Origin of the sequence: Klebsiella sp. GB_Kp047, assembly GCF_040065235.1 — a bacterium.
In the GTDB taxonomy this organism is placed as follows: Bacteria; Pseudomonadota; Gammaproteobacteria; order Enterobacterales; family Enterobacteriaceae; genus Klebsiella; species Klebsiella quasipneumoniae.
Window position 1 is genome coordinate 37,477 of sequence record NZ_JBEAJG010000038.1, and the last position, 24,001, is coordinate 61,477.

A 24,001-nucleotide genomic window follows, 5' to 3' on the forward strand; every position below is an offset into this window, starting at 1 on the left:
GTTACTCTCCTTGCGGCGCAGCGGGGGCGGCCGGTGCAGCAGGTGCAGACGGTGCAGGTGCGGGCGCGCCGCCCGCGGAAACGGCAGGCTGCGCCATCAGATTACGCACCCGGGTCTGCATCAGTTTTTCCAGCAACGCCTGGCTCTGCAGCGTCTCCGGCACCGTCATGGTAATGCTTTGCTGACTGAGTTTATCCACCTCTTCAAGGAAGGCTTTAGTGGTGGCGTCATCGGTATCGTAATAGGCGCGTACCCAGGTCGAGACGTTATCCAGCGACTGTTTCCAGGTCTCTTCCTGATGACGCGGCACCGCCTGCGCGGCGACCAGCAGGCGAGAGCGAATATTTTCCCGCAGATAGATATCCTGATTCGGCGCCAGCAGCGGGACCGCCGTTTCATCGCGGCGGCGCACGGTGATAAAGCTGTCCATAAAATTCTGCCAGCTTTTCTGCAGATTGATGCGCCATTCGCTGATGGAGCTGGAGAGCTCATCGCTATCAGAATCCATCGGCGAATCGTCATCGTTATTATCCGCCAGCCGCAGGTTATCGATTTGGTTCGCCAGCTGATTAACCTTGAGGATCATGCCGTCGTAGTCCACCTGGTTCACCGCGGAGAGAGTGGCGATGTCGTCGGTAATCGCCCGGCGGGCGCCGATCAGGCTCGGGTCATTCATGTCGGCGAGACTGGCGTCGGCGCTTTTCAGCAGCGCGGCGGCGGTGGTGACATCCTGATCGCTCCACAGCTTACGTCCCGCCAGCTTGACGAGGAAGTCGGCCTGGGCCAGCAGCCAGGTTTTGGCGTCGCTACCGGAAATGACCGCCACTTTTTGCTGGACTTCGTCCAGCTGTTTGGCCAGCGTCTCCTGCTGGCGTTTGGCTTCGTTTAGCTGGTCGGCCTGCTGTTTGATAATGCCTTCCAGTTCGCTTTTTTGGCTCTCCTGCGCTTTTTGCAGCGCCGCGACCTGGCTTGATAATTCAGAGGTGGTTTCGTTTTGACGCGAGGCCTGCTGTTTGTTCAGGCCATACAGACCGATACCGGCGGCTATCGCAATGGCGATAGCGATCGCGCTGAGCGCCAGGCTGGTTTTGTTGCCAGCCTTCTTCTTATCAGTGTTCTCTGGCTGTGGTGTGGTCTCCACGGCCTCCCTGGTCTCTTCAACCACGGCGGATTGATTTTGTTGTTCCGTCATTATGGCTTCCAATGTTGAGAGTTATTGTAATGCGCGTAGCAGCGCATCGTTGTCGGCGCTATCGGCAACCTGAATCTCCTGCCAGCCCAGCTCCCGGGCCTGAAGGGCCAGACGTTCGCTGACAACGACAACGCGGCAGTGCAGGAGCCACCGTTCGCGATACCATTGCGGTATTAACGACCATAGCTGCTGCAGCATCTCGCCGCTGGTGACCACCAGCGTGGTGACCCCGCGAGATTGCCAGCGCATCGCTTCTTCTGCGCCATCGTAATGCTTTGCACTACGTTGATAACATTCACAAAATGTGACCCTGGCGCCGCGCTCGGTCAGCGTCGCGCCTAAGAGTTCCCGCCCGCCATTGCCGCGTAAGATCAGCGCATTTTTCCCGGCAATGTTTTGTAATTCAGGTAATTGTAGCAAGACTTCGCTAATTTCCCGATCTAACGGGTAATGGATATGCTGCCCGCTGACCGTATGCAGGGCCAGCGCCGTCGTGCGGCCAATGGCAAAATAGCGTGGGGAAGTGGGCCAGGGCAGCCCCTGTTGCTGCAGGCGGGCATGGGCGAACTCCACCGCATGCTGGGACAGCGCAAACAGCAGATCGTCAGGCCCGAGGCGGGCAAGCGCGTCGCCCAGCGCGGGAAGCTCCCGGCCAGGCGTAAATTCTATCAGCGGAAAGCCCCAGGCCACGCGTCCCATGGCCCGCAGACGGCTGACCAGCGCTTCTCCTTGCGGTAATGGACGAGTGACCAGGATGCTCATCGTGGGGCTTCTCCATCATAAACTGCCGCGAGAATGTCGCGCGCGCCGTTATCCAGGAGCTCTTCCGCCAGCGAGATGCCGAGCGCTTCGGCCTGCTCTGCTGGCCCGCGCCGTTCGCCGCGTACCATCTGCGAACCATCCGGGGCGCCAACCAGCGCCCGCAGCCACAGTTCGCCGTTGACGAGTTCCGCATAGCTGCCAATCGGCACCTGGCAGCCGCCTTCGAGACGAGTGTTCATCGCCCGCTCGGCGCGCACGCGCACTGCCGTTTCCGTATGGTTGAGAGGCGCTAGCAGCCCCTGGGTCCATGCATCGTCGAGACGGCATTCGATGCCGACCGCACCCTGGCCGACCGCCGGCAGGGATTGCTCCGGCGACAGCGGCTGGCGAATTCTCGCCTCGAGCTGCAGGCGCTTCAGGCCGGCGGCGGCGAGGATGATGGCGTCATACTCGCCGTTATCCAGCTTACTCAGTCGGGTACCGACGTTACCGCGTAGAGAGCGGATCACCAGGTCCGGACGAGTGGCGGCCAGCTGGCACTGACGGCGTAAACTTGATGTGCCAACGACGCTGCCGGCCGGGAGTTCATCAATCGAGGCATAGTGATTGGAGACAAACGCGTCGCGCGGATCGTCGCGCTCGCAGATAGTCACCAGCCCCAGACCCTCCGGGAATTCCACCGGCACATCTTTCATCGAATGAACGGCGATATCGGCGCGCCCTTCGAGCATGGCAAGCTCTAACTCTTTCACAAATAAGCCCTTGCCACCCACCTTTGCCAGCGGAGTATCAAGGATGACATCCCCGCGAGTGACCATCGGCACCAGCTCGACCTTCAGTCCGGGATGCGCGTGTTCGAGGCGCGCTTTAACATATTGCGCCTGCCATAGCGCAAGCGGGCTTTGCCGTGTGGCAATTTTCAAAACTTTGTCTAACATGCTTGTTACCGTCATTGTCGACCACTAACCATCCTAACATTGTTGTCTTACGGATGTTAGTTTTCACGGTTTATGTGGGAGATAGCTCCGGCCCACTCTTTTTTAACCTTTCATGCGCGTGGCGGTTGCCGGAGGCGTAGTGAGGAATTTACAGGTAATAAACGGTGCTACACTTGTATGTAGCGCATCTTTCTTTACGGTCAATGAGCAAGGTGTTAAATTGATCACGTTTTAAACCATTTGTCCGTCCGCTGCTCATCACAACCACACCGACGACGAATGGTGACGGTTTTTGTTGAAATACTGAAATCCTCCGTACTATTGTACCTCGGGTTTTTGAACATCAGGCGATATGTCTTGTACCTCTATATTGAGACACTGAAACAGAGACTGGATGCCATCAACCAATTGCGCGTGGATCGCGCGCTTGCTGCCATGGGACCCGCTTTCCAGCAGGTTTACAGTCTACTGCCAACGTTATTACATTATCATCACCCGCTGATGCCGGGTTACCTTGACGGTAACGTTCCCCGTGGCATTTGCCTCTACACGCCTGATGAAACCCAACGCCACTATCTTGAAGAACTGGAACTGCATCGCGGCATGCAGACCCAGGAGCCGCCAAAAGGCGAGCTGCCGATCACCGGCGTCTACTCGATGGGTAGTACCTCCTCCGTCGGCCAGAGCTGTTCTTCCGATCTTGATATCTGGGTATGTCACCAGGCCTGGCTGGATAGCGAAGAGCGCCAGCTGCTGCAGCGAAAATGCAGCCTGCTTGAGAGCTGGGCGGCCTCGCTCGGCGTGGAAGTCAGCTTCTTCCTGATCGACGAAAACCGCTTCCGCCATAACGAAAGCGGCAGCCTCGGCGGCGAAGACTGCGGTTCGACCCAGCATATTTTACTGCTCGATGAGTTCTACCGCACCGCGGTGCGTCTCGCCGGCAAGCGTATTCTGTGGAATATGGTGCCGTGCGATGAAGAAGAGCATTACGACGATTACGTCATGGGGCTGTATGCCCAGGGCGTGCTGACGCCAAACGAGTGGCTCGATCTCGGCGGCCTTAGTTCACTGTCGGCGGAAGAGTACTTCGGCGCCAGCCTGTGGCAGCTGTATAAGAGTATCGACTCGCCCTATAAAGCGGTGCTGAAAACGCTGCTGCTGGAAGCCTACTCCTGGGAATACCCCAACAACCGCCTGCTGGCGAAAGATATCAAACAGCGCCTGCACGACGGCGAGATCGTCTCCTTCGGCCTCGACCCGTACTGTATGATGCTGGAGCGCGTCACCACCTACCTGCAGGCCATCGAAGATGAAACCCGTCTCGACCTGGTGCGCCGCTGCTTCTACCTGAAAGTGTGCGAAAAACTCAGCCGCGAGCGCGCCTGCGTCGGCTGGCGTCGCGAAGTCGTCAGCCAGCTGGTCAACGCGTGGGGTTGGGATGAAAAGCGTCTGATGATGCTCGACAACCGGGCGAACTGGAAAATTGATGAAGTGCGCAAGGCGCACAACGAACTGCTCGATGCGATGATGCAGAGCTATCGTAATCTGATCCGCTTCGCACGGCGTAATAACCTCAGCGTCTCCGCCAGTCCGCAGGATATCGGCGTGCTGACGCGTAAGCTGTATGCGGCCTTTGAAGCGCTGCCGGGCAAAGTGACGCTGGTGAACCCGCAAATTTCGCCGGATCTGTCGGAACCGAATCTGACCTTTATTCACGTGCCGCCGGGTCGCGCCAACCGTACCGGTTGGTATCTGTATAACCGCGCGCCGGATATGGAATCGATCATCAGCCATCAGCCGCTGGAATATAACCGTTATCTTAATAAGCTGGTGGCCTGGGCCTGGTTTAACGGCCTGCTGACCTCACGCACCCGCCTGTTTATTAAGGGCAACGGCATCGTCGATCTGGCGAAGCTGCAGGAGATGGTGGCCGATGTGTCGCACCACTTCCCGCTGCGCCTGCCGGCGCCCACGCCAAAAGCGCTATACAGCCCGTGCGAAATTCGCCACCTGGCGATTATCGTCAACCTCGAATATGACCCGACGGCGGCCTTCCGCAATCAGGTGGTGCACTTCGATTTCCGTAAGCTCGATGTCTTCAGCTTCGGCGAAGAGCAAAAATGTCTGATCGGCAGCGTCGACCTGCTGTATCGCAACTCGTGGAATGAAGTGCGTACGCTGCATTTCAACGGCGAGCAGGCGATGATTGAAGCGCTGAAAACGATCCTTGGTAAAATGCATCAGGATGCCGCGCCGCCGGACAGCGTGGAGGTCTTCTGCTATAGCCAGCATCTGCGCGGCCTGATCCGCACCCGCGTACAGCAGATGATCTCCGAGTGCATCGAACTGCGTCTCTCCAGTACCCGTCAGGATACCGGGCGCTTTAAAGCGCTGCGCGTCTCCGGCCAGACCTGGGGACTGTTCTTCGAGCGTCTTAACGTTTCGGTGCAGAAGCTGGAAAACGCCATTGAGTTCTACGGCGCTATCTCGCACAACAAGCTCCATGGCCTGTCGGTGCAGGTGGAAACCAATCACGTTAAGCTGCCGGCGGTAGTGGACGGATTCGCCAGCGAAGGGATTATCCAGTTCTTCTTTGAAGACGCGGATAACAACGACAGCGGCTTTAACATCTATATTCTCGATGAGAGCAACCGCGCTGAGGTCTATCACCACTGCGAGGGCAGCAAAGAGGAGCTGGTGCGCGACGTCAGCCGCTTCTATTCGTCATCGCACGATCGTTTTACCTACGGCTCCAGTTTTATCAACTTCAACCTGCCGCAGTTCTATCAGATTGTCGAGGTGGACGGGCGCACCCAGGTGATCCCTTTCCGCACCCAGGCGATTGCCGCCGCGATACCCACCAGCCAGGACGTTACCGCCTCGCCGGTGCTGCAGCAGCGCTACTCGTAGATTTGGCCCGGAAAAGGCGCAATGCGCCGTCATCCGGGAAACATGTCATTAACGGAATCTCACCGTCTCACCGGCCTGCTGGCTCGCCGCCTGCTCCAGCAGATCCCAGAAGGTTTCACCGCTGCGATCGCAGATCCACTCGTCGCCTTTGAGATCGAAATGGTAGCCGCCCTGTTTGGTGGCCAGCCACACCTGGTGCAGCGGCTCCTGACGGTTAATAATGATTTTGCTGCCGTTTTCAAAGCTAATGGTCAGCACGCCGCCGTTGATTTCGCAGTCGATGTCGCTATCGCCGTCCCAGTCATCCAGGCGTTCTTCGATGGTCATCCACAGGCTATCGGCCAGGCGATGGAATTCACTGTCGTTCATAATTTTATTCTGCTTTTTTGATTTTTGAAGATGGGTCGCAGTATAGCGCGAAACAAAAGCGCGCGCAGTCGGATGCTAAAGGCTTGCTTTTACGTCTTCTCCTGCGATGATAGAAAGCAGAAAGAATGAATCACGGGCAACTATCAATGAAAAACGTTTTTCCTACGCTTGCCGTTTTGTTTGCGATCTTCAGCCTGACCGGCTGCGGTCTGAAAGGGCCTCTCTATTTCCCGCCGGCTGATAAAACCGCGCCGCCGCCGACCAAACCGGTTAACCCGGGCATTCAGAGCTCAACGCCGGATCGTAACGATCGTGGCGATACCGGTGGTCCGAGCCAGGTCAATTACTAACGATAACGTTCTGTTCCGCGCAACTGGAGTAGATGATGCAGTTCTCTAAAATGCATGGCCTTGGCAACGATTTTATGGTCGTTGACGCGGTAACGCAGAATGTTTTTTTCTCGCCGGAGCTGATTCGCCGCCTGGCGGATCGCCACCTTGGCGTCGGGTTCGATCAGCTGTTGGTGGTGGAGCCGCCCTACGATCCGGATCTGGATTTCCATTACCGGATCTTTAATGCCGACGGTAGCGAAGTGTCGCAGTGCGGCAACGGCGCGCGCTGTTTCGCGCGTTTCGTCCGGCTGAAAGGCCTGACCAATAAACGTGATATCCGCGTGAGTACGGCCAACGGCCGTATGGTATTAAGCGTAACGGAAGACGATCTGGTGCGGGTGAATATGGGCGAGCCCAACTTCGAGCCCTCCCAGGTGCCGTTCCGCGCCAACAAAGCGGAAAAGACCTATATCATGCGTGCCGCCGAGCAGACAGTATTGTGCGGCGTGGTGTCCATGGGGAACCCGCACTGCGTTATCCAGGTGGATGATGTGGATACGGCGGCGGTGGAAACCCTCGGCCCGGTGATGGAAAGCCATGAGCGTTTTCCGGAGCGCGCGAATATCGGTTTTATGCAGGTGGTCGGCCGGTCCCATATTCGTCTGCGCGTCTACGAACGCGGCGCGGGGGAAACCCAGGCCTGTGGCAGCGGCGCTTGCGCCGCGGTGGCGGTGGGGATCCAGCAGGGGTTGCTCGCTGAAACGGTACGTGTGGAATTACCCGGCGGTCGTCTTGATATCGCCTGGAAAGGCCCGGGCCAGCCGCTGTTTATGACCGGCCCGGCGGCCCATGTCTATGATGGATTTATTCATTTATGAAACCAATCGGGGAAGAACAGCAGGAGGTCGCCAGCGCATTGAACGATCGTGCAGTGGTGGACTATCTGTTGCAAAATCCTGAATTTTTTATTCGTAATGCCGCCCAGGTCGAACATCTCCGCGTCCCGCATCCGGTGCGCGGTACGATTTCGCTGGTGGAGTGGCACATGATGCGGGCGCGTAACCATATCCATGTGCTGGAAGAGAATATGTCGCTGCTGATGGAGCAGGCGGTAGCCAATGAAAGCCTGTTCCAGCGCCTGCTGCAGCTGCAAACGCGGCTGGCGGCGGCGGAGAGCCTCGACGATATGCTTAACCGCCTTCACCGCTGGGCGCGCGAGCTGGGGCTGGCGGGCGCCACGGTGCGCCTGTTCCCTGACAGCTGGCGCCTGGGCGCGCCTTCGAAGTTTACCCACCTGGCGTTAAGCCGGCAGGCGTTTGAGCCGATCCGTATTCAGCGTCTGGGCCAGGCGCGCCACTACCTTGGGCCGCTGAACGGTCCGGAGCTGCTGGTGGTATTGCCGGAGGCGAAAGCCATTGGGTCAGTGGCGATGTCGCTGCTGGGCGGCGATAATGCCCCTGGCGTGATGCTCTTTAGCAGCCGCGATGCGCAGCATTATCAGCCAGGACAGGGGACGCAGCTGCTGCAGGAGATCGCCCAGATGCTGCCCGGCCTGCTGGAGCGCTGGATTGAACGCGCATGACCGATTCTCCTCTCTTCTCCGCCGTCGCCCGCTTTCTGCGCCACCTTGGCGTTGAACGCCAGCTCAGCCCGATCACGTTACTGAATTACCAGCGACAGCTGGACGCGCTGATTGCCCTGGCGGATGAGGCGGGTCTGAAAAGCTGGTCGCAGTGCGATGCCGCTCAGGTGCGAAGTTTTGCGGTGCGCAGTCGCCGCGCGGGATTAGGCCCGGCAAGCCTGGCGCTTCGCCTGTCGGCGCTGCGCAGTTTCTTCGACTGGCTGGTCGGCCAGGGCGAGCTCAGCGCCAATCCGGCGAAAGGGATTGCCGCGCCGAAAATTCCCCGTCACCTGCCAAAAAATATCGATGTCGATGACGTCAATCGGCTGCTGGATATTGATCTCAACGATCCGCTGGCGGTGCGCGACCGGGCGATGCTGGAGGTGATGTACGGCGCGGGGCTGCGTTTGTCCGAGCTGGTCAACCTTGATATCAAACATCTCGATCTCGATAGCGGCGAGGTCTGGGTGATGGGCAAAGGCAGCAAAGAGCGCCGCTTGCCGATCGGTCGCAACGCCGTGATGTGGATTGAGCACTGGCTGGATTTACGCGGCCTGTTCGGTACTGACGACGACGCGCTGTTTTTGTCGAAACTGGGCAAGCGCATTTCGGCGCGCAACGTACAGAAGCGGTTCGCCGAGTGGGGCATTAAGCAGGGGCTGAACAGCCATGTGCATCCGCACAAGCTTCGCCACTCCTTTGCCACCCATATGCTGGAGTCCAGCGGCGATCTGCGCGGTGTGCAGGAGCTGTTGGGTCATGCTAACCTCTCCACCACCCAAATCTATACCCATCTCGACTTTCAACACCTTGCCTCGGTGTACGATGCCGCGCATCCGCGCGCAAAACGGGGGAAATAATGCGTTTTTACCGACCTCTGGGCCAGATTTCCGCGCTGACGTTTGACCTGGACGATACCCTTTATGATAACCGCCCGGTCATTGACCGGACGATGCACGAGTCGCTGGCCTTTGTACGCAGCTACCATCCGTCGCTCAGCCAGTTCGACGCCCATGAGCTTAATCAGCTGCGCCAGACGCTGTTGGCATCCGAGCCTGAGATCTATCACGACGTGACCGTCTGGCGCCACCGTGCGCTGGAGTTAGGCATGCGTAACGCCGGACTCTCCGCCGACGCGGCGAAAGCGGGGGCCGATGCGGCGATGGAACACTTCGCCCAGTGGCGCAGCCGCGTCGATGTCCCGCAGGAGACCCACGATACGCTGGCGAAGCTGGCGGAGAAGTGGCCGCTGGTGGCGATTACCAACGGCAACGCCCGACCAGAGTTGTTCGGCCTGAGCGACTATTTCCGCTTTGTGCTGCGCGCCGGGCCGGATGGCCGCTCCAAGCCGTTTGCCGACATGTACCATCTGGCGGCGGAGCGCCTGAACTTACCGCTCGGGCATATTCTGCACGTCGGCGATGACCTGACCACTGACGTCGCCGGATCGCTGCGCTGTGGCATGCAGGCCTGCTGGATCAAACCGCAAGGCGCGGACCTGATGCACACCGCGGACAGCCGCCTGCTGCCGCATATTGAAATTTCACGGTTGGCATCTCTGACCTCGCTGATATAATCACCAGTTACTCTGTATATATTAACAGGGGTTCGTGGAACCCCTTCTCTTCCGGCGGTGCCAATGGACGTTTCTTACCTACTCGACAGCCTTAATGACAAACAGCGTGAAGCCGTAGCGGCCTCGCGCACCAACATGCTGGTTCTGGCAGGGGCGGGCAGTGGTAAGACGCGCGTTCTGGTGCACCGTATCGCCTGGCTGCTGAGCGTGGAGAACTGCTCGCCGTATTCTATTATGGCGGTGACCTTTACCAACAAAGCGGCGGCAGAGATGCGCCACCGTATCGGCCAGCTGATGGGCACCACCCAGGGCGGCATGTGGGTGGGCACCTTCCACGGCCTGGCCCACCGCCTGCTGCGCGCGCACCATCTGGACGCCAACCTGCCGCAGGATTTCCAAATCCTCGATAGCGAAGACCAGCTGCGCCTGCTGAAGCGTCTGATTAAGGCGATGAACCTCGATGAGAAGCAGTGGCCGCCGCGTCAGGCGATGTGGTACATCAACAGCCAGAAAGATGAAGGGCTGCGCCCGCATCATATTCAGAGCTACGGCAACCCGGTCGAGCAGACCTGGCAGAAGGTCTATCAGGCCTATCAGGAAGCCTGCGATCGTGCCGGGCTGGTGGACTTCGCCGAACTGCTGCTGCGCGCCCACGAGCTGTGGCTGAATAAGCCGCATATCCTCCAGCACTACCGTGAGCGGTTCACCAATATCCTCGTCGACGAATTCCAGGATACCAACAACATTCAGTACGCGTGGATCCGCCTGTTGGCGGGCGATACCGGCAAGGTGATGATCGTCGGCGATGACGATCAGTCGATTTACGGCTGGCGCGGCGCGCAGGTCGAGAACATTCAGCGTTTCCTTAACGATTTTCCCGGTGCGGAAACCATCCGCCTTGAGCAGAACTATCGCTCGACGAGCAACATCCTCAGCGCCGCCAACGCCCTGATTGAAAACAACAACGGTCGCCTGGGCAAGAAGCTATGGACCGACGGCGCCGACGGCGAGCCGATCTCGCTGTACTGCGCTTTCAACGATCTTGACGAAGCACGCTTCGTAGTGAACCGGATAAAAACCTGGCAGGAGAACGGCGGGGCGCTGGAGCAGTGCGCCATCCTCTATCGCAGCAACGCCCAGTCGCGCGTGCTGGAAGAGGCGCTTCTGCAGGCCAGTATGCCGTACCGCATCTATGGCGGCATGCGCTTCTTCGAACGCCAGGAAATCAAAGACGCGCTCTCGTACCTGCGTCTGATCGCCAACCGTAACGACGATGCGGCGTTTGAGCGCGTAGTCAATACGCCGACCCGCGGCATCGGCGACCGCACGCTGGACGTGGTGCGCCAGACGTCACGCGATCGTCAGCTGACGCTGTGGCAGGCCAGCCGTGAGCTGCTGAAAGATAAAGCGCTGGCCGGTCGCGCCGCCAGCGCCCTGCAGCGCTTTATGGAGCTGATTGACGCGCTGGCGCAGGAGACCACCGATATGCCGCTGCACGTCCAGACCGATCGGGTGATTAAAGACTCCGGGCTGCGCGCGATGTACGAGCAGGAGAAAGGCGAGAAGGGTCAGACCCGTATTGAAAACTTAGAGGAGCTGGTGACGGCGACGCGCCAGTTTAGCTACAACGAAGAAGATGAAGATCTGATGCCGCTGCAGGCGTTCCTCTCCCACGCCGCGCTGGAAGCGGGCGAGGGACAGGCGGATACCTGGCAGGACGCGGTTCAGCTAATGACCCTGCACTCGGCGAAAGGGCTGGAGTTCCCGCAGGTGTTCATCGTCGGCGTCGAGGAGGGGATGTTCCCGAGCCAGATGGCCCTTGATGAAGGCGGCCGCCTGGAAGAAGAGCGTCGTCTGGCCTACGTCGGCGTGACCCGCGCCATGCAGAAGCTGACGCTGACCTACGCGGAAACCCGACGTCTGTACGGCAAAGAGGTTTACCATCGGCCGTCGCGCTTTATTGGAGAACTGCCGCAGGAGTGCGTAGAAGAAGTGCGTCTGCGGGCTACGGTGAGCCGCCCGGTAAACCATCAGCGACTGGGCGCGCCGATTGCCGAGAGCGATACCGGCTACAAATTAGGCCAGCGCGTACGGCATCCGAAGTTTGGCGAAGGCACCATCGTCAACCTCGAAGGCAGCGGCGAGCACAGCCGGCTGCAGGTGGCTTTTCAGGGTCAGGGGATCAAATGGCTGGTCGCGGCTTACGCCCGGCTCGAGGAAGTGTAACTTTAAGAAAAATATCATTATTTTGTAATATTCTGCTACCTTTATACGTTAAGGCGCCTGATTTGCGCTTTCGCGTTCCGTTGCGTGTTGACGCCGATTTTGCGCTGGCGTAACATGCGCGCACGATTACGCTAAGAGGACATTCGCCTTGGACACACCCAGTAGATGCTGGCTCAACTTCCTGTCATTCAGGAACAACTCCTAAGGCTATCCTCTTATGCTGATAGCCTTAGCGGTTGTCAGCGACCTGCCCCATTCCCGTCGCGCTGAGTCAGGCTTAATGGTCTGAAACCCAATTTGTTTCTGTGTGCCCATCGAACTGTCCGATAATTTTTTTGCATTGGGAGTCCCGGTCATGCTGAGCGCATTTCAACTGGAAAACAATCGTTTAACGCGCCTGGAAGCCGATGAGATCAAGCACCTCGCCAGCTCGGTGTGGGTCGATCTGGTCGAGCCTGACGACGATGAGCGAAGCCGCGTGCAGACGGAACTGGGTCAGAACCTGGCGACGCGCCCGGAGCTGGAAGATATCGAAGCCTCCGCGCGTTTCTTTGAAGATGAAGACGGGTTACATATCCACTCCTTCTTCTTTTTCGAAGATGCCGACGATCACGCGGGTAACTCTACCGTGGCGTTTACCATCCGCGAAGGGCGCCTGTTTACGCTGCGTGAGCGTGAACTGCCCGCTTTTCGCCTCTACCGCATGCGCGTGCGTAACCAGACCCTGGTGGACGGCAACGCCTACGAGCTGCTGTTAGATCTGTTCGAGACCAAAATCGAACAGCTGGCGGATGAGATAGAAAACATCTACAGCGACCTGGAAAAGCTGAGCCGCGTGATTATGGAAGGCCACCAGGGCGATGAGTACGACGAAGCGCTGTCGACGTTGGCGGAGCTGGAAGATATCGGCTGGAAGGTCCGCCTGTGTTTGATGGATACCCAGCGCGCGCTGAACTTTCTCGTGCGCAAAGCGCGCCTGCCGGCGGGCCAACTGGAGCAGGCGCGGGAGATCCTGCGCGATATCGAATCCCTGCTGCCGCACAACGAATCGCTGTTCCAGAAGGTGAACTTCCTGATGCAGGCGGCGATGGGCTTTATCAACATCGAGCAGAACCGCATCATCAAGATCTTCTCGGTGGTGTCGGTGGTGTTCCTGCCGCCAACTCTGGTGGCCTCCAGCTACGGGATGAACTTTGAATTTATGCCTGAGCTGCACTGGAGCTTCGGCTACCCGGGGGCGATCGTCTTTATGATGCTGGCTGGCCTGGCGCCGTATCTCTACTTCAAGCGTAAAAACTGGCTGTAGTTGTTGTGCCGGATGCGCTGCGCTTATCCGGCCTGAGTGCTGTACTTTTGTAAGCCGGATAGGGCGGAGCCGCCATCCGGCAATGTCCTAGCTCCGACGCCCCCGCCTTTGCGTATACACCGCATCCATCACGAATATCGCCAGCGCCACCCAGATAAAGCCAAAGGTGACCATTTTATCCTTGCCCGGCACTTCGCCGTAGAACGTCACCGCCAGCAGGAACATTAGCGTCGGGCCGATGTACTGGAAAAAGCCCAGCGTGGAGAGCCGCAGACGCGTTGCCGCCCCGGTGAAGCACAGCAGAGGGATGGTGGTCACCACGCCCGCCGCCATCAGCAGCAGATTGAGCGACCAGGGGTTCTGCCCCATATGGCTGGTGGGGCTGTCGGTGATGCCGAACAGCCAAATCGCCGCCACCGGCAACAGCCACAGCGTTTCCACCAGCATGCCGGTCTGCGCATCGACAGCGATTTTCTTCCGCACCAGACCATAAAAGGCAAAGCTGAAGGCCAAACCAAGGCCGATTATCGGTAGCGAACCAAAGGTCCAGAGCTGCACCAGCACGCCGCAAAAGGCGAGGATCATCGCCAGCCACTGCAGGCGACGGAAACGTTCGCCAAGGAAAATCATCCCTAACAGAATATTCACCAGCGGGTTGATAAAGTAGCCGAGGCTGGCTTCCAGCATATGGTGGTTATTCACCGCCCAGATGAACAGCAGCCAGTTGCCGCCGACCAGCACCGCAGAGAGCGCCAGCAGGAAGATCTTGCGCGGCGTCTTCAGCAGCTTTTTCACCTGCGGCCACTGACGGCTAACGCTGATGAGCGCCACCATGAAGAAGAAAGACCAGATCACGCGATGGGTCAGAATTTCATCGGCGGGAACATAGTAGATAAGTTTGAAGTACGCCGGCGCGATACCCCAGATAAAGTAGGCGGCGAGGGCCAGAATAATCCCCAACCGCGTCTGTTTCGCATCCATCGGTAAAATCCATTGCCAAAGAGAGTGATGTTACTCGATTTTGGGCAATCAACCCACCATATAGGTCGCTGTTGCGCTGGCAATATATACCTGAGCTTCGTTATGCAGTTCCACACGGGCTACCGCCACTTTATTGCCGGCGCGCAGCAGGGTGCTGGTCGCGGTAAAACGTTCGCCGCGACCCGGACGCAGGTAGTCCACGCGCAGGTCGATGGTTCCCATGCGGGAAAGCCGCTGGCGCAGCTCTTCTTCATTGATGGTGTCATGGCGGGTAAGGGTGCTGCCAACGCAGACCAGACCTGCGGCGACGTCCAGCGCGGAGGCGATTACACCGCCATGCAGAATGCTTTGCGCCCAGTTGCCGACCATCATCGGCTGATTATTAAAGCTGAGCTGGGCAAACGCTTTTTCATAGCGCTCCAGTTCGAGGCCGAGGGCGCGGTTAAACGGCATGTGATAGACGAAAATCTCCCCCACCAGTTTCAGAGCTGCTTCGGCAGTAAGTTCAGACATAACACCGGTTCCATTCGTTAATAAAATGTTGATTTTATGCTTCTAAAATATTGATTTCCACTTTCGGAGTGGATTAGGGGGCAGGGGATTAATAAACAGGTAGAATGTCTTCAGGTTAAACAAAAATAAAAACTATTTATCAGGAGACCAGCATGCGTATCTCTTTGGCCTGCCTGGCGGCGCTGTGCGCGCTACCGGCTGGTGTTATGGCGCAGGATGCGTCGGTACACGACAAACCAGCAGTGCGCGGCAGTATTATCGCCAACCTGCTACAGGATCATGATAATCCTTTTCTGCTCTACCCTTATGAAAGCAACTATCTGCTCTACACATGGACCAGCGATCTCAATAAAGAGGCGATTCGTAGCTATGACTGGGCCGAAAATGCCCGTAAAGATGAAGTCAAATTTCAGCTGAGCCTCGCCTTCCCGCTGTGGCGCGGCATCCTGGGGGATAATTCGCTGCTCGGCGCGTCCTATACCCAGAAGTCCTGGTGGCAGCTCTCCAACAGCAAAGAGTCGGCGCCGTTTCGCGAAACCAACTACGAACCCCAGCTGTTTCTTGGCTTTGCCACCGACTATCAGTTTGCCGGCTGGACGTTGCGCGATATCGAAATGGGATATAACCACGACTCGAATGGCCGCTCCGATCCCACCTCGCGCAGCTGGAACCGGCTCTATGCCCGCCTGATGGCGCAAAATGGCAACTGGCTGGTGGAAGTGAAACCCTGGTATGTGGTGGGCAGCACCGATGATAACCCGGACATCACCAAATATATGGGCTATTACCGCCTGAAGGTGGGTTACCAGCTGGGCGAGGCGATCCTCAGCGCGCAGGGGCAATATAACTGGAACACTGGCTACGGCGGGGCGGAGTTGGGGGTGAGCTATCCCATCACCAAACATGTTCGCGCTTACACCCAGATCTACAGCGGCTACGGCGAATCGCTTATCGACTACAACTTTAATCAAACGCGCGTCGGCGTCGGGCTAATGCTCAACGATCTGTTTTAATCGTTGCACTCTGGCTCGCAGGCGCTGAAAATAGCGCCTGTTTTCTTTTCAGGCAAATGGGGTCAACGTGGCACAGGCGGAAGTATTAAATCAGGAATCGCTGGCTAAGCAGGTTTTACAAGAGACCTTCGGCTACCAGCAGTTCCGCCCTGGCCAGGAGACGATTATCGAGACGGTGCTCGAGGGCCGTGACTGCCTGGTGGTCATGCCGACCGGTGGCGGCAAGTCACTGTGTTATCAGGTACCGGCGCTGGTTATGGGCGGCCTGACGGTAGTGGTCTCGCCGCTGATCTCGCTGATGAAAGATCAGGTCGATCAGCTGCTGGCCAACGGCGTGGCGGCGGCCTGTCTGAACTCGACCCAGAGCCGCGAACAGCAGCAGGACGTGATGGCCGGCTGCCGCAGCGGGCAGGTTCGTCTGCTGTATATCGCTCCGGAACGGTTGATGCTCGACAACTTCCTTGAGCATCTGGCGAACTGGAATCTGGCGATGCTGGCGGTGGACGAAGCGCACTGCATCTCCCAGTGGGGACATGACTTCCGCCCGGAATATGCCGCGCTGGGCCAGCTTCGTCAGCGGATGCCGCAGATCCCGTTTATGGCGTTGACCGCCACCGCCGATGACACCACCCGCCGCGATATCGTCCGTCTGCTGGGACTTAACGATCCGCTGATTCAGGTCAGCAGCTTCGACCGCCCGAACATCCGCTATATGTTGATGGAGAAATTCAAGCCGCTCGACCAACTGATGCGCTACGTCCAGGATCAGCGCGGCAAATCGGGCATTATCTACTGCAACAGCCGTTCGAAAGTGGAAGATACCGCCGCGCGTCTGCAGAGCCGCGGCATCAGCGCGGCGGCTTACCATGCCGGCCTGGAAAACGACGTGCGCGCCGACGTGCAGGAGAAATTCCAGCGCGACGATCTGCAGATTGTGGTGGCGACAGTGGCCTTTGGGATGGGCATCAACAAGCCGAACGTCCGCTTTGTGGTGCATTTTGATATCCCGCGCAATATTGAATCCTACTATCAGGAGACCGGCCGCGCCGGGCGTGATGGCCTGCCGGCGGAAGCGATGCTGTTTTACGATCCGGCGGACATGGCGTGGCTGCGCCGCTGTCTGGAAGAGAAGCCCGCCGGGCCGCTGCAGGATATCGAACGGCATAAGCTGAACGCGATGGGGGCGTTTGCTGAAGCCCAGACCTGTCGTCGTCTGGTGCTGCTGAACTACTTTGGCGAAGGACGCCAGGAGCCGTGCGGCAACTGCGATATCTGTCTTGATCCGCCGAAGCAGTACGATGGCTTAATGGACGCCCGTAAGGCGCTCTCCACTATTTATCGGGTCAACCAGCGCTTCGGGATGGGTTACGTGGTGGAAGTCCTGCGTGGCGCTAACAATCAGCGCATCCGTGAGATGGGCCACGATAAGCTCCCGGTATACGGCATCGGCCGGGAACAGAGTCACGAGCACTGGGTGAGCGTGATCCGCCAACTGATTCACCTTGGGCTGGTGACGCAGAATATCGCCCAGCACTCCGCGCTGCAGCTGACCGAAGCAGCACGCCCGGTGCTGCGCGGCGACGTCCCGCTGCAGCTTGCCGTACCGCGTATCGTGGCGCTGAAGCCGAAGGCGATGCAGAAATCCTTCGGCGGTAATTACGATCGTAAGCTGTTTGCCAAGCTGCGCAAATTACGTAAAGCGATTGCCGATGAAGAAAACATTCCCCCGTACGTGGTCTTCAACGACGCGACGCTTATTGAGATGGCGGAGCAGTCGCCGCTAACCGCCGGCGAAATGCTCAGCGTCAACGGCGTGGGGACACGTAAACTCGAGCGTTTCGGCAAGCCGTTTATGGCGCTGATCCGGTCGCATGTCGATGGCGACGACGAGTAGTCAGCTGGCTATAAAAGTGCCAGAATAGTTATCCTCTTCATTATTTTCCTGCGAGTTAACTATGCTGATGCTTTTCCTTACCGTGGCGCTGGTGCATATCATTGCGCTGATGAGTCCGGGGCCGGATTTTTTCTTTGTCTCACAAACGGCCATCAGCCGCTCGCGCAGAGAGGCGATGATGGGAGTGCTGGGGATCACCTGCGGCGTAATGATCTGGGCGGGGGTAGCGCTGCTCGGCCTGAACCTGATCCTCGCCAGAATGGCGTGGCTGCACAACATCATTATGGTCGGCGGGGGCTTGTACCTGTGCTGGATGGGCTACCAGATGCTGCGCGGCGCGTTGAAAAAAGAGGCGGTATCCCCGCCAGAGCCGCAGGTTGAGCTGGCTCGCAGCGGACGCAGCTTTCTGAAGGGATTGCTGACCAATCTGGCGAACCCGAAAGCGATTATCTACTTCGGCTCGGTGTTCTCGCTGTTCGTCGGTGACAGCGTTGGCGCCGGCGCGCGCTGGGGTATTTTTCTGCTGATTATCATGGAGACGCTGGCCTGGTTTATGGTGGTTGCCAGCCTGTTCGCCCTGCCGGGGATGCGCCGCGGCTATCAGCGGATGGCGAAGTGGATCGACGGTATCGCCGGCACGCTGTTTGCGGGCTTCGGCATCCACCTGATTATCTCGCGTTAACCTGGCGTGATGCTCCACCCGGCTATATCCGGGTGGAGAAAGTGTCAGTGGCGAAGGCGCTGCAGCTCGTCTTCAGACAGACCGGTCATTTCCATAATCGCTTCGTCATCAATACCGCGTTTGCGCATCGCTTCGGCAACCTGCAGCAGGGCCTGATGTTTGCCTTCCTTTATACCTTCCTTTATACCTTGCTGTACGCCTTTCCTGATGCCTTTTTCCATACCTTCTGCGAGCCATGTTTCCGCCAGCGTCATCAGTAATCCTCCATGCTGCGGCACGCGCTGTGCCAGCCCGTATAAGAGTGTCCGAGTATCCTCGGCATCCCCTGCCTGAGCCATATAGTTTACCAATACGGTGATTTGTTGTCCGCTCATCTGCTCCAGCATTAAGAGTTGGGTCAACTTATCCAGCAATTGCGCCATATCGCGCTGACGGATGTGTTTTTGCACCAGCGTCAGGGCCGCCATGCTGCGGTGCTGCATAATGTCGTCGTCGGGGATCACCGTGATATCGACCAGCGGAAACGCTCCGCTATAGAGCTGGCGGGCGGTCTCGGGATCGGCGAAATTATCCAGCCAGCTCATAGACCAGGGATAGGGGCTGCGTCGTCCCTGATAGAAGAGGACCGGGATAACCAGAGGCAGCGTTTTATGGCCGTTCTCCAGATGGCGCTGCATGGCGGCGACGGCATAGCGCATTAAGCGAAAGGCCATCAGTTTATCGGGGGCGCTCTGGTGCTCGATCAGAACATGGACATACCCCTTACCGCGGGTGGTTTCCAGCGAGTAGAGAATATCGCTGTAGTAGGGCCTGAGGTCGTCTTCAAGAAAGCTGCCGGATTCCAGACGTAGGGTATCCAGTTTGCAGATCGCTGTTAACGCCGGAGGCAGGTGGATCTCGATGAAATCGCGCGCCGTCTCTATCCGTGAGAGAAAAGTTTTAAATACCGCATCATGAGGGGTCGCCGTTTCTGCCATCGCCGTTCATCCGTGAATCACCTATCTGGCGGCATCCTGGCACGGTGGGCTCAGCGTCGACAGCGGGCAAAAAAATTAATTTCCCGCTTTGCGCGCCGGCTCGCGCAGAGAGATAGCTTCGCCCGCCAGGCGAACCTCTCTTTGCGAGCGAGATTTCATCATTCAGGCGTGACGGGCGGAGGCGAGGAGCGCCCCAACCAGCATAAACAGTGAACCAAAGACTTTATTCAGCGCCTTCATCTGCTTTGGCCCTTTAATCCAGGCTGAAATGCGCTGCGCCAGGGTCGCATAGCCAATCATCACAATGATATCGACGACGATGGTGGTGACGCCCAGAACGAGATACTGCATCACCTGGGGCTGGTGGGGCAGGATAAACTGCGGAAACAGGGCGGCCAGAAAAACAATGCTTTTGGGATTGGTGAGATTCACGAACACCGCACGCTGGAACAGTTTGCCGCGCGTCTGCGCCTTCGCCAGCGTATTCAGGTCGATGGCCCCTGCCGCGCGCCATTGCTGGATACCCAGCCAGATAAGATAGGCTGCGCCGGCCCATTTCAGCACCTCAAAGGCCAGCACCGAGCGGGAGAACAGGGTGCCGAGACCGACGCCGACCAGCACGATATGAATGGCCAGCCCGGTCTGCAAACCGGCAATTGACGCCGCCGCGCCGCGGTACCCGTGGTTAATGGAAGTTGTCATGGTATTAATCGCTCCGGAACCCGGGGACAGGCTGAGAATGATTGATGTCAGCAGGTAGGCGAACCACCACTCAATGGTCATGAGAAACTCCCTGATTGTCTGTTTTTATGCCACAATACGCTATTGTGTCAGCATTGTGTGATACACGGCAAAAAAACGATTTTCAGCGGTTAACAGGGGTGTAAACCCGATGTTTGGGCAGAAAAAGGACTGGGAAACACGAGAAAACGCGTTTGCGGCCTTTAGCATGGGGCCGCTGACGGATTTCTGGCGACAGCGCGAAGAGGCTGAATTTAAAGGCGTCGATGATGTACCGGTACGCTTTGTTCGCTTTTGCGCGCAAAATCACGATCGACTGGTGCTGATTTGCCCTGGGCGCATTGAAAGCTACGTGAAGTATGCTGAAGTGGCCTACGATCTCTTTCACAGCGGCTTTGACGTGATGATCATCGACCATCGCGGTCAGGGTCGCTCGGGTCGTCTGCTCTCTGATACTCACCGCGGGCACGTGGTGAACTTCAGCGATTATGTTGATGACCTGGCTGCGCTCTGGCAGCAGCAGGTGGTCCCCGGCCACTGGCGAAAACGGTTTATCCTCGCTCACTCTATGGGCGGGGCGATTGCCACGCTCTTTCTGCAACGCTACCAGGCGCATTGCGATGCGATTGCGCTCTGCGCGCCGATGTTCGGGATTATCATTCGGCTGCCGGACTGGATGGTGCGCCATATTCTCGACTGGGCTGAGGGCCATCAGCGCATTCGCGAAGAGTATGCCATCGGCACCGGACGCTGGCGGGCGCTGCCTTTTGCCGTTAACGTGCTGACGCACAGTCGACAACGCTATCGTCGTAACCTGCGCTTCTATGCCGACGAGCCGCGACTGCAGGTCGGCGGCCCGACCTGGCACTGGGTGCGCGAAGGCATGCTGGCCGGTGACGAAGTGCTGGCGAATGTGGAAAAAGATACCGCCCCGACGCTGCTGCTGCAGGCGGAGGAGGAGCGGGTGGTCGATAATCTGATGCACGACCGCTATTGTGAATTACGGGCCGCCGCCGGCCATCCCTGTGAGGGCGGAAAGCCGCTCGTCATTGAAGGGGCATACCATGAGATCCTTTTTGAAAAGGACGCTATGCGCTCAGTCGCGCTCAATGCCATCGTCGAGTTTTTCAATCGACATACTTAATCCGACGATAACGCTCGTCGCCCTGCTTAGAGGTTAACTTTTTTATGTACCAGGTTGTTGCGTCTGATTTAGACGGCACGCTGCTTTCCCCCGATCATTTCCTGACCCCCTATGCCAAAGAGACGCTGAAGCTGCTTACCGCCCGTGGGATCAATTTCGTCTTCGCCACCGGCCGACACTACATCGACGTCGGGCAGATCCGCGATAACCTCGGCATCCGGTCGTACATGATCACCTCTAACGGCGCCCGCGTTCACGATAGCGATGGTCAGCAAATCTTCGCCCATAACCTTGACCGTGATATTGCCGCCGACCTGTTTGAGATCGTGCGTAACGACCCGAAAATCGTCACTAACGTCTATCGGGAAGATGAGTGGTATATGAACCGCCATCGCCCGGAAGAGATGCGCTTTTTCAAAGAGGCGGTGTTTAACTACAAGCTGTATGAGCCGGGCGAACTGGATCCGCAGGGGATCAGCAAGGTGTTCTTTACCTGTGAGGATCACGAACATTTGCTGCCGCTTGAGCAGGCGATGAACGCCCGCTGGGGCGATCGCGTGAACGTCAGCTTCTCCACCTTAACCTGCCTGGAGGTGATGGCGGGCGGGGTATCGAAGGGGCATGCGCTGGAGGCAGTGGCGAAAATGCTCGGCTACAGTCTGTCAGATTGCATCGCTTTCGGCGACGGCATGAACGACGCCGAGATGCTGTCGATGGCCGGCAAAGGCTGCATTATGGCCAACGCCCACCAGCGGCTGAAGGATCTGCATCCGGAACTGGAAGTGATCGGTAGCAACGCCGACGATGCGGTCCCGCACTACCTGCGTAAGCTGTACCTCGACTGACAAAGATTGACGGCTGGCGAATAATTACCCAGTCGTCAACCTGACTCTTCGCTACAATGCCTGTTCTTTATCCAACGAGACGACCATTGTGGCGCTGTTAATTATCACCACTATCCTGTGGGCCTTTTCTTTTAGCCTGATTGGCGAGTACCTGGCCGGTAGCGTCGACAGCTATTTTTCGGTACTGATGCGCGTGGGCCTGGCGGCGCTGGTGTTCCTGCCTTTCCTGCGCACGCGAGGCCAGTCTCCGCGCACGATCGTGCTCTATATGCTGGTGGGCGCGATGCAGCTTGGCATCATGTACCTGCTGGCCTTCCGCGCTTATCTCTATCTGACGGTCTCGGAATTCCTGCTGTTTACCGTGTTTACCCCGTTGTATATCACGCTGATCTACGATCTGCTCAGCGGACGGAAACTGCGCTGGGGCTATCTGCTGAGCGCCGCGCTGGCGGTGCTGGGGGCGGCGATTATCCGTTACGACAAAGTCAGCGATCATTTCTGGACCGGGCTGTTACTGGTGCAGTTGTCAAACCTCTGCTTCGCCATCGGGATGGTGGGTTACAAGCGCCTGATGGAGGTGCGTCCGATGCCGCAGCACAATGCCTTTGCCTGGTTCTATGTCGGGGCCTTTATCGTGGCGGTGGCGGCGTGGTTTATGCTCGGCAACGCCCAGAAGCTGCCGACCACCACGCTGCAGTGGAGCGTGCTGGTGTGGCTCGGCGTGGTGGCTTCCGGGCTGGGCTACTTTATGTGGAACTATGGCGCCACCCAGGTGGATGCCGGCACGCTGGGGATCATGAATAACGTCCATGTCCCCGCCGGGCTGCTGGTTAACCTTGCCATCTGGCAGGAGCAGCCGCACTGGCCGAGCTTTATTAGCGGAGCGTTGGTGATCCTGGCCTCGCTGTGGGTCCATCGACGCTGGGTCGCTCCGCACTCCGGACAAACGGCAGATGATCGCAGGCGTGGTTCCGCGCAGAGCGAATAAACGCTTCGGTGACCGGTTGACGCTGCTCGCCATCGCGAACGGCCGCGTACAGCCGGCTCCATAATCCCTCTCCCAGGGTTTTGGTCACCACCAGACCCTGGCGTTCAAAACTTTCCACCACCCAGTGCGGCAGCGCGGCGATGCCCATCCGGGCTGCCACCATCTGGATCAGCAACAGCGTGTTATCGACGCTTTTTAGCTGGGGGCTGATACCGGCCGGCTGCAGGAAATGGCGCCAGATGTCGAGGCGTCCGCGCTGTACGGGATAAATCAGCAGCGTTTCCGCGGCCAGATCCTCCGGCGTAATCAGCGTCTTCATGGCTAACGGGTGCTCAGGCGCCAGCACCAGGCGCACCTCATAATCAAACATTGGCGAGTAATGCAGACCGCTGCGCGGCAGGATATCGGAGGTCATCACCAGATCCAGTTCGCCCTGCTGCAGCGCAGGCTGCGGGTCGAAGGTGACGCCGGAATGGAAGTCGACTTCCACGTGTGGCCAGCGGGCGCGGAAATTCTCCAGTGCCGGCGTCAGCCACTGAATACAGCTGTGGCATTCGATAGCCAGCCGCAGCCGGGTCTGCTGCGGTTCGTTACAGTCCTGCAGGGCGCGGGCGATCTGCGGCAGCACCTGGTTGGCCAGCTGTAAGAGGATCTCCCCCTGAGGGGTAAAACGCAGCGGCTGGCTCTTACGCACAAAGAGACGAAAGCCAAGACGCTGTTCCAGATCGCTGAACTGGTGAGACAAGGCGGACTGGGTCTGGTGCAGGGCAGCCGCTGCGCCCGCCAGTGAACCGCTATTCCGCAACGCTTGCAGCGTTTTCAGATGTTTAATTTCGATCATGAAAGTCCTTCACTTCGCCATGAGCAATTTGCGCTTGAGGAATATACAGTAACTGCCAATTATGGATGTGTAAACATCTGGACGTCTAAAACTCGTCATATTTCGACTTGCAGATGCGTTGGCTGCCTCGCTTACCCCAGTCACTTACTT

General features: G+C 58.1%; 23 protein-coding genes. 14 read left to right on the forward strand and 9 right to left on the reverse strand.

From position 1 onward, the window contains the following. Position 1: 1 nt before the first annotated feature. Genes hemX through hemC form a run of 3 tightly spaced genes read right to left on the reverse strand, consistent with a single transcriptional unit; the run spans position 2 to position 2,892 of the window. On the reverse strand, positions 2-1,192 hold the full coding sequence (hemX, locus tag ABLV76_RS17175; RefSeq protein WP_004886808.1) for a uroporphyrinogen-III C-methyltransferase: 1,191 nt from the start codon (positions 1,190-1,192) through the stop codon (positions 2-4). Between the two features lie 21 nt (positions 1,193-1,213). Then, entirely contained in the window at positions 1,214-1,954 is a 741-nt protein-coding gene (gene hemD / locus ABLV76_RS17180) for a uroporphyrinogen-III synthase (protein ID WP_017899402.1), read from the reverse strand. Beyond that, positions 1,951-2,892, reverse strand: a complete 942-nt coding sequence (gene hemC / locus ABLV76_RS17185; RefSeq protein WP_004886804.1) for a hydroxymethylbilane synthase — start codon at positions 2,890-2,892, stop codon at positions 1,951-1,953. Before hemC ends, hemD begins: the two co-directional genes overlap by 4 nt. A gap of 357 nt (positions 2,893-3,249) precedes the next feature. On the opposite strand from hemC, the gene cyaA reads away from it, so the two are divergent. Then, positions 3,250-5,802 (forward strand): class I adenylate cyclase, encoded by a 2,553-nt coding sequence (gene cyaA, locus ABLV76_RS17190; protein ID WP_002883383.1) that lies wholly within the window; start codon positions 3,250-3,252, stop codon positions 5,800-5,802. A 48-nt stretch (positions 5,803-5,850) separates the two neighbouring features. Here the strand turns inward: cyaA and cyaY are convergent, their stop codons facing one another. Beyond that, positions 5,851-6,171, reverse strand: coding sequence for an iron donor protein CyaY (cyaY, locus tag ABLV76_RS17195; RefSeq protein WP_004886799.1), 321 nt, complete (start codon positions 6,169-6,171; stop codon positions 5,851-5,853). 146 nt (positions 6,172-6,317) lie between these two features. Between cyaY and ABLV76_RS17200 the strand changes: the two genes are divergently transcribed. From ABLV76_RS17200 to corA, 7 genes are all read left to right on the forward strand, one after another. Beyond that, a complete protein-coding gene (locus tag ABLV76_RS17200; protein ID WP_004886794.1) occupies positions 6,318-6,521 on the forward strand; it encodes a lipoprotein in 204 nt (67 codons plus the stop codon). A gap of 35 nt (positions 6,522-6,556) precedes the next feature. After that, positions 6,557-7,381 (forward strand): diaminopimelate epimerase, encoded by an 825-nt coding sequence (dapF, locus tag ABLV76_RS17205; protein ID WP_002883394.1) that lies wholly within the window; start codon positions 6,557-6,559, stop codon positions 7,379-7,381. Then, complete coding sequence (locus ABLV76_RS17210; protein WP_004886790.1) at positions 7,378-8,085, forward strand: DUF484 domain-containing protein; 708 nt, start codon at positions 7,378-7,380, stop codon at positions 8,083-8,085. The genes dapF and ABLV76_RS17210 overlap by 4 nt, the downstream gene beginning before the upstream one ends. Beyond that, on the forward strand, positions 8,082-8,984 hold the full coding sequence (xerC, locus tag ABLV76_RS17215) for a tyrosine recombinase XerC (protein ID WP_043521016.1): 903 nt from the start codon (positions 8,082-8,084) through the stop codon (positions 8,982-8,984). The genes ABLV76_RS17210 and xerC overlap by 4 nt, the downstream gene beginning before the upstream one ends. Continuing rightward, entirely contained in the window at positions 8,984-9,700 is a 717-nt protein-coding gene (yigB, locus tag ABLV76_RS17220) for a 5-amino-6-(5-phospho-D-ribitylamino)uracil phosphatase YigB (RefSeq protein WP_048293974.1), read from the forward strand. The genes xerC and yigB overlap by 1 nt, the downstream gene beginning before the upstream one ends. A 63-nt stretch (positions 9,701-9,763) precedes the next feature. Continuing rightward, a complete protein-coding gene (gene uvrD / locus ABLV76_RS17225; protein WP_004886784.1) occupies positions 9,764-11,926 on the forward strand; it encodes a DNA helicase II in 2,163 nt (720 codons plus the stop codon). A gap of 355 nt (positions 11,927-12,281) precedes the next feature. Continuing rightward, a complete protein-coding gene (gene corA / locus ABLV76_RS17230; protein ID WP_002883400.1) occupies positions 12,282-13,232 on the forward strand; it encodes a magnesium/cobalt transporter CorA in 951 nt (316 codons plus the stop codon). Positions 13,233-13,319: 87 nt separating this feature from the next. Here corA and rarD read toward each other — a convergent pair whose 3' ends face one another. Both rarD and yigI read right to left on the reverse strand, forming a co-directional pair. Then, positions 13,320-14,213, reverse strand: a complete 894-nt coding sequence (gene rarD / locus ABLV76_RS17235; RefSeq protein WP_017899396.1) for an EamA family transporter RarD — start codon at positions 14,211-14,213, stop codon at positions 13,320-13,322. Positions 14,214-14,261: 48 nt separating this feature from the next. Further along, on the reverse strand, positions 14,262-14,726 hold the full coding sequence (gene yigI / locus ABLV76_RS17240) for an acyl-CoA thioesterase YigI (protein ID WP_002883404.1): 465 nt from the start codon (positions 14,724-14,726) through the stop codon (positions 14,262-14,264). Positions 14,727-14,878: 152 nt separating this feature from the next. On the opposite strand from yigI, the gene pldA reads away from it, so the two are divergent. The 3 genes from pldA (at position 14,879) to rhtC (ending at position 18,315) form a co-directional block, all read left to right on the forward strand. After that, entirely contained in the window at positions 14,879-15,739 is an 861-nt protein-coding gene (pldA, locus tag ABLV76_RS17245; protein ID WP_004886777.1) for a phospholipase A, read from the forward strand. Between the two features lie 67 nt (positions 15,740-15,806). Continuing rightward, positions 15,807-17,633, forward strand: a complete 1,827-nt coding sequence (gene recQ / locus ABLV76_RS17250) for an ATP-dependent DNA helicase RecQ (protein ID WP_004886773.1) — start codon at positions 15,807-15,809, stop codon at positions 17,631-17,633. 61 nt (positions 17,634-17,694) lie between these two features. Next, positions 17,695-18,315: a threonine export protein RhtC gene (gene rhtC / locus ABLV76_RS17255; RefSeq protein ID WP_004886772.1), complete on the forward strand. Its 621-nt coding sequence runs from the start codon at positions 17,695-17,697 to the stop codon at positions 18,313-18,315. Positions 18,316-18,359: 44 nt separating this feature from the next. Here rhtC and ABLV76_RS17260 read toward each other — a convergent pair whose 3' ends face one another. Together ABLV76_RS17260 and rhtB are read right to left on the reverse strand one after the other, a co-directional pair. Then, the gene (locus ABLV76_RS17260) at positions 18,360-19,292 is read right to left on the reverse strand and encodes an Rpn family recombination-promoting nuclease/putative transposase (RefSeq protein WP_004886770.1); all 933 of its coding nucleotides are present in this window, start codon (positions 19,290-19,292) and stop codon (positions 18,360-18,362) included. A 162-nt stretch (positions 19,293-19,454) separates the two neighbouring features. Continuing rightward, positions 19,455-20,075: a homoserine/homoserine lactone efflux protein gene (gene rhtB / locus ABLV76_RS17265; RefSeq protein WP_002883411.1), complete on the reverse strand. Its 621-nt coding sequence runs from the start codon at positions 20,073-20,075 to the stop codon at positions 19,455-19,457. 109 nt (positions 20,076-20,184) lie between these two features. Here rhtB and pldB point away from each other — a divergent pair, with 109 nt between their 5' ends. The 3 genes from pldB to ABLV76_RS17280 all read left to right on the forward strand — a co-directional run bounded on the left by pldB (position 20,185) and on the right by ABLV76_RS17280 (position 23,010). After that, positions 20,185-21,177, forward strand: a complete 993-nt coding sequence (gene pldB, locus ABLV76_RS17270; RefSeq protein ID WP_004886768.1) for a lysophospholipase L2 — start codon at positions 20,185-20,187, stop codon at positions 21,175-21,177. Positions 21,178-21,221: 44 nt separating this feature from the next. After that, complete coding sequence (gene yigL, locus ABLV76_RS17275) at positions 21,222-22,022, forward strand: sugar/pyridoxal phosphate phosphatase YigL (RefSeq protein ID WP_017899394.1); 801 nt, start codon at positions 21,222-21,224, stop codon at positions 22,020-22,022. Between the two features lie 88 nt (positions 22,023-22,110). Beyond that, positions 22,111-23,010 (forward strand): carboxylate/amino acid/amine transporter, encoded by a 900-nt coding sequence (locus ABLV76_RS17280; RefSeq protein WP_002883414.1) that lies wholly within the window; start codon positions 22,111-22,113, stop codon positions 23,008-23,010. Here the strand turns inward: ABLV76_RS17280 and metR are convergent. Continuing rightward, the gene (gene metR / locus ABLV76_RS17285) at positions 22,898-23,851 is read right to left on the reverse strand and encodes an HTH-type transcriptional regulator MetR (protein WP_017899391.1); all 954 of its coding nucleotides are present in this window, start codon (positions 23,849-23,851) and stop codon (positions 22,898-22,900) included. The genes ABLV76_RS17280 and metR overlap by 113 nt on opposite strands. Between the last annotated feature and the right edge of the window lie 150 nt (positions 23,852-24,001).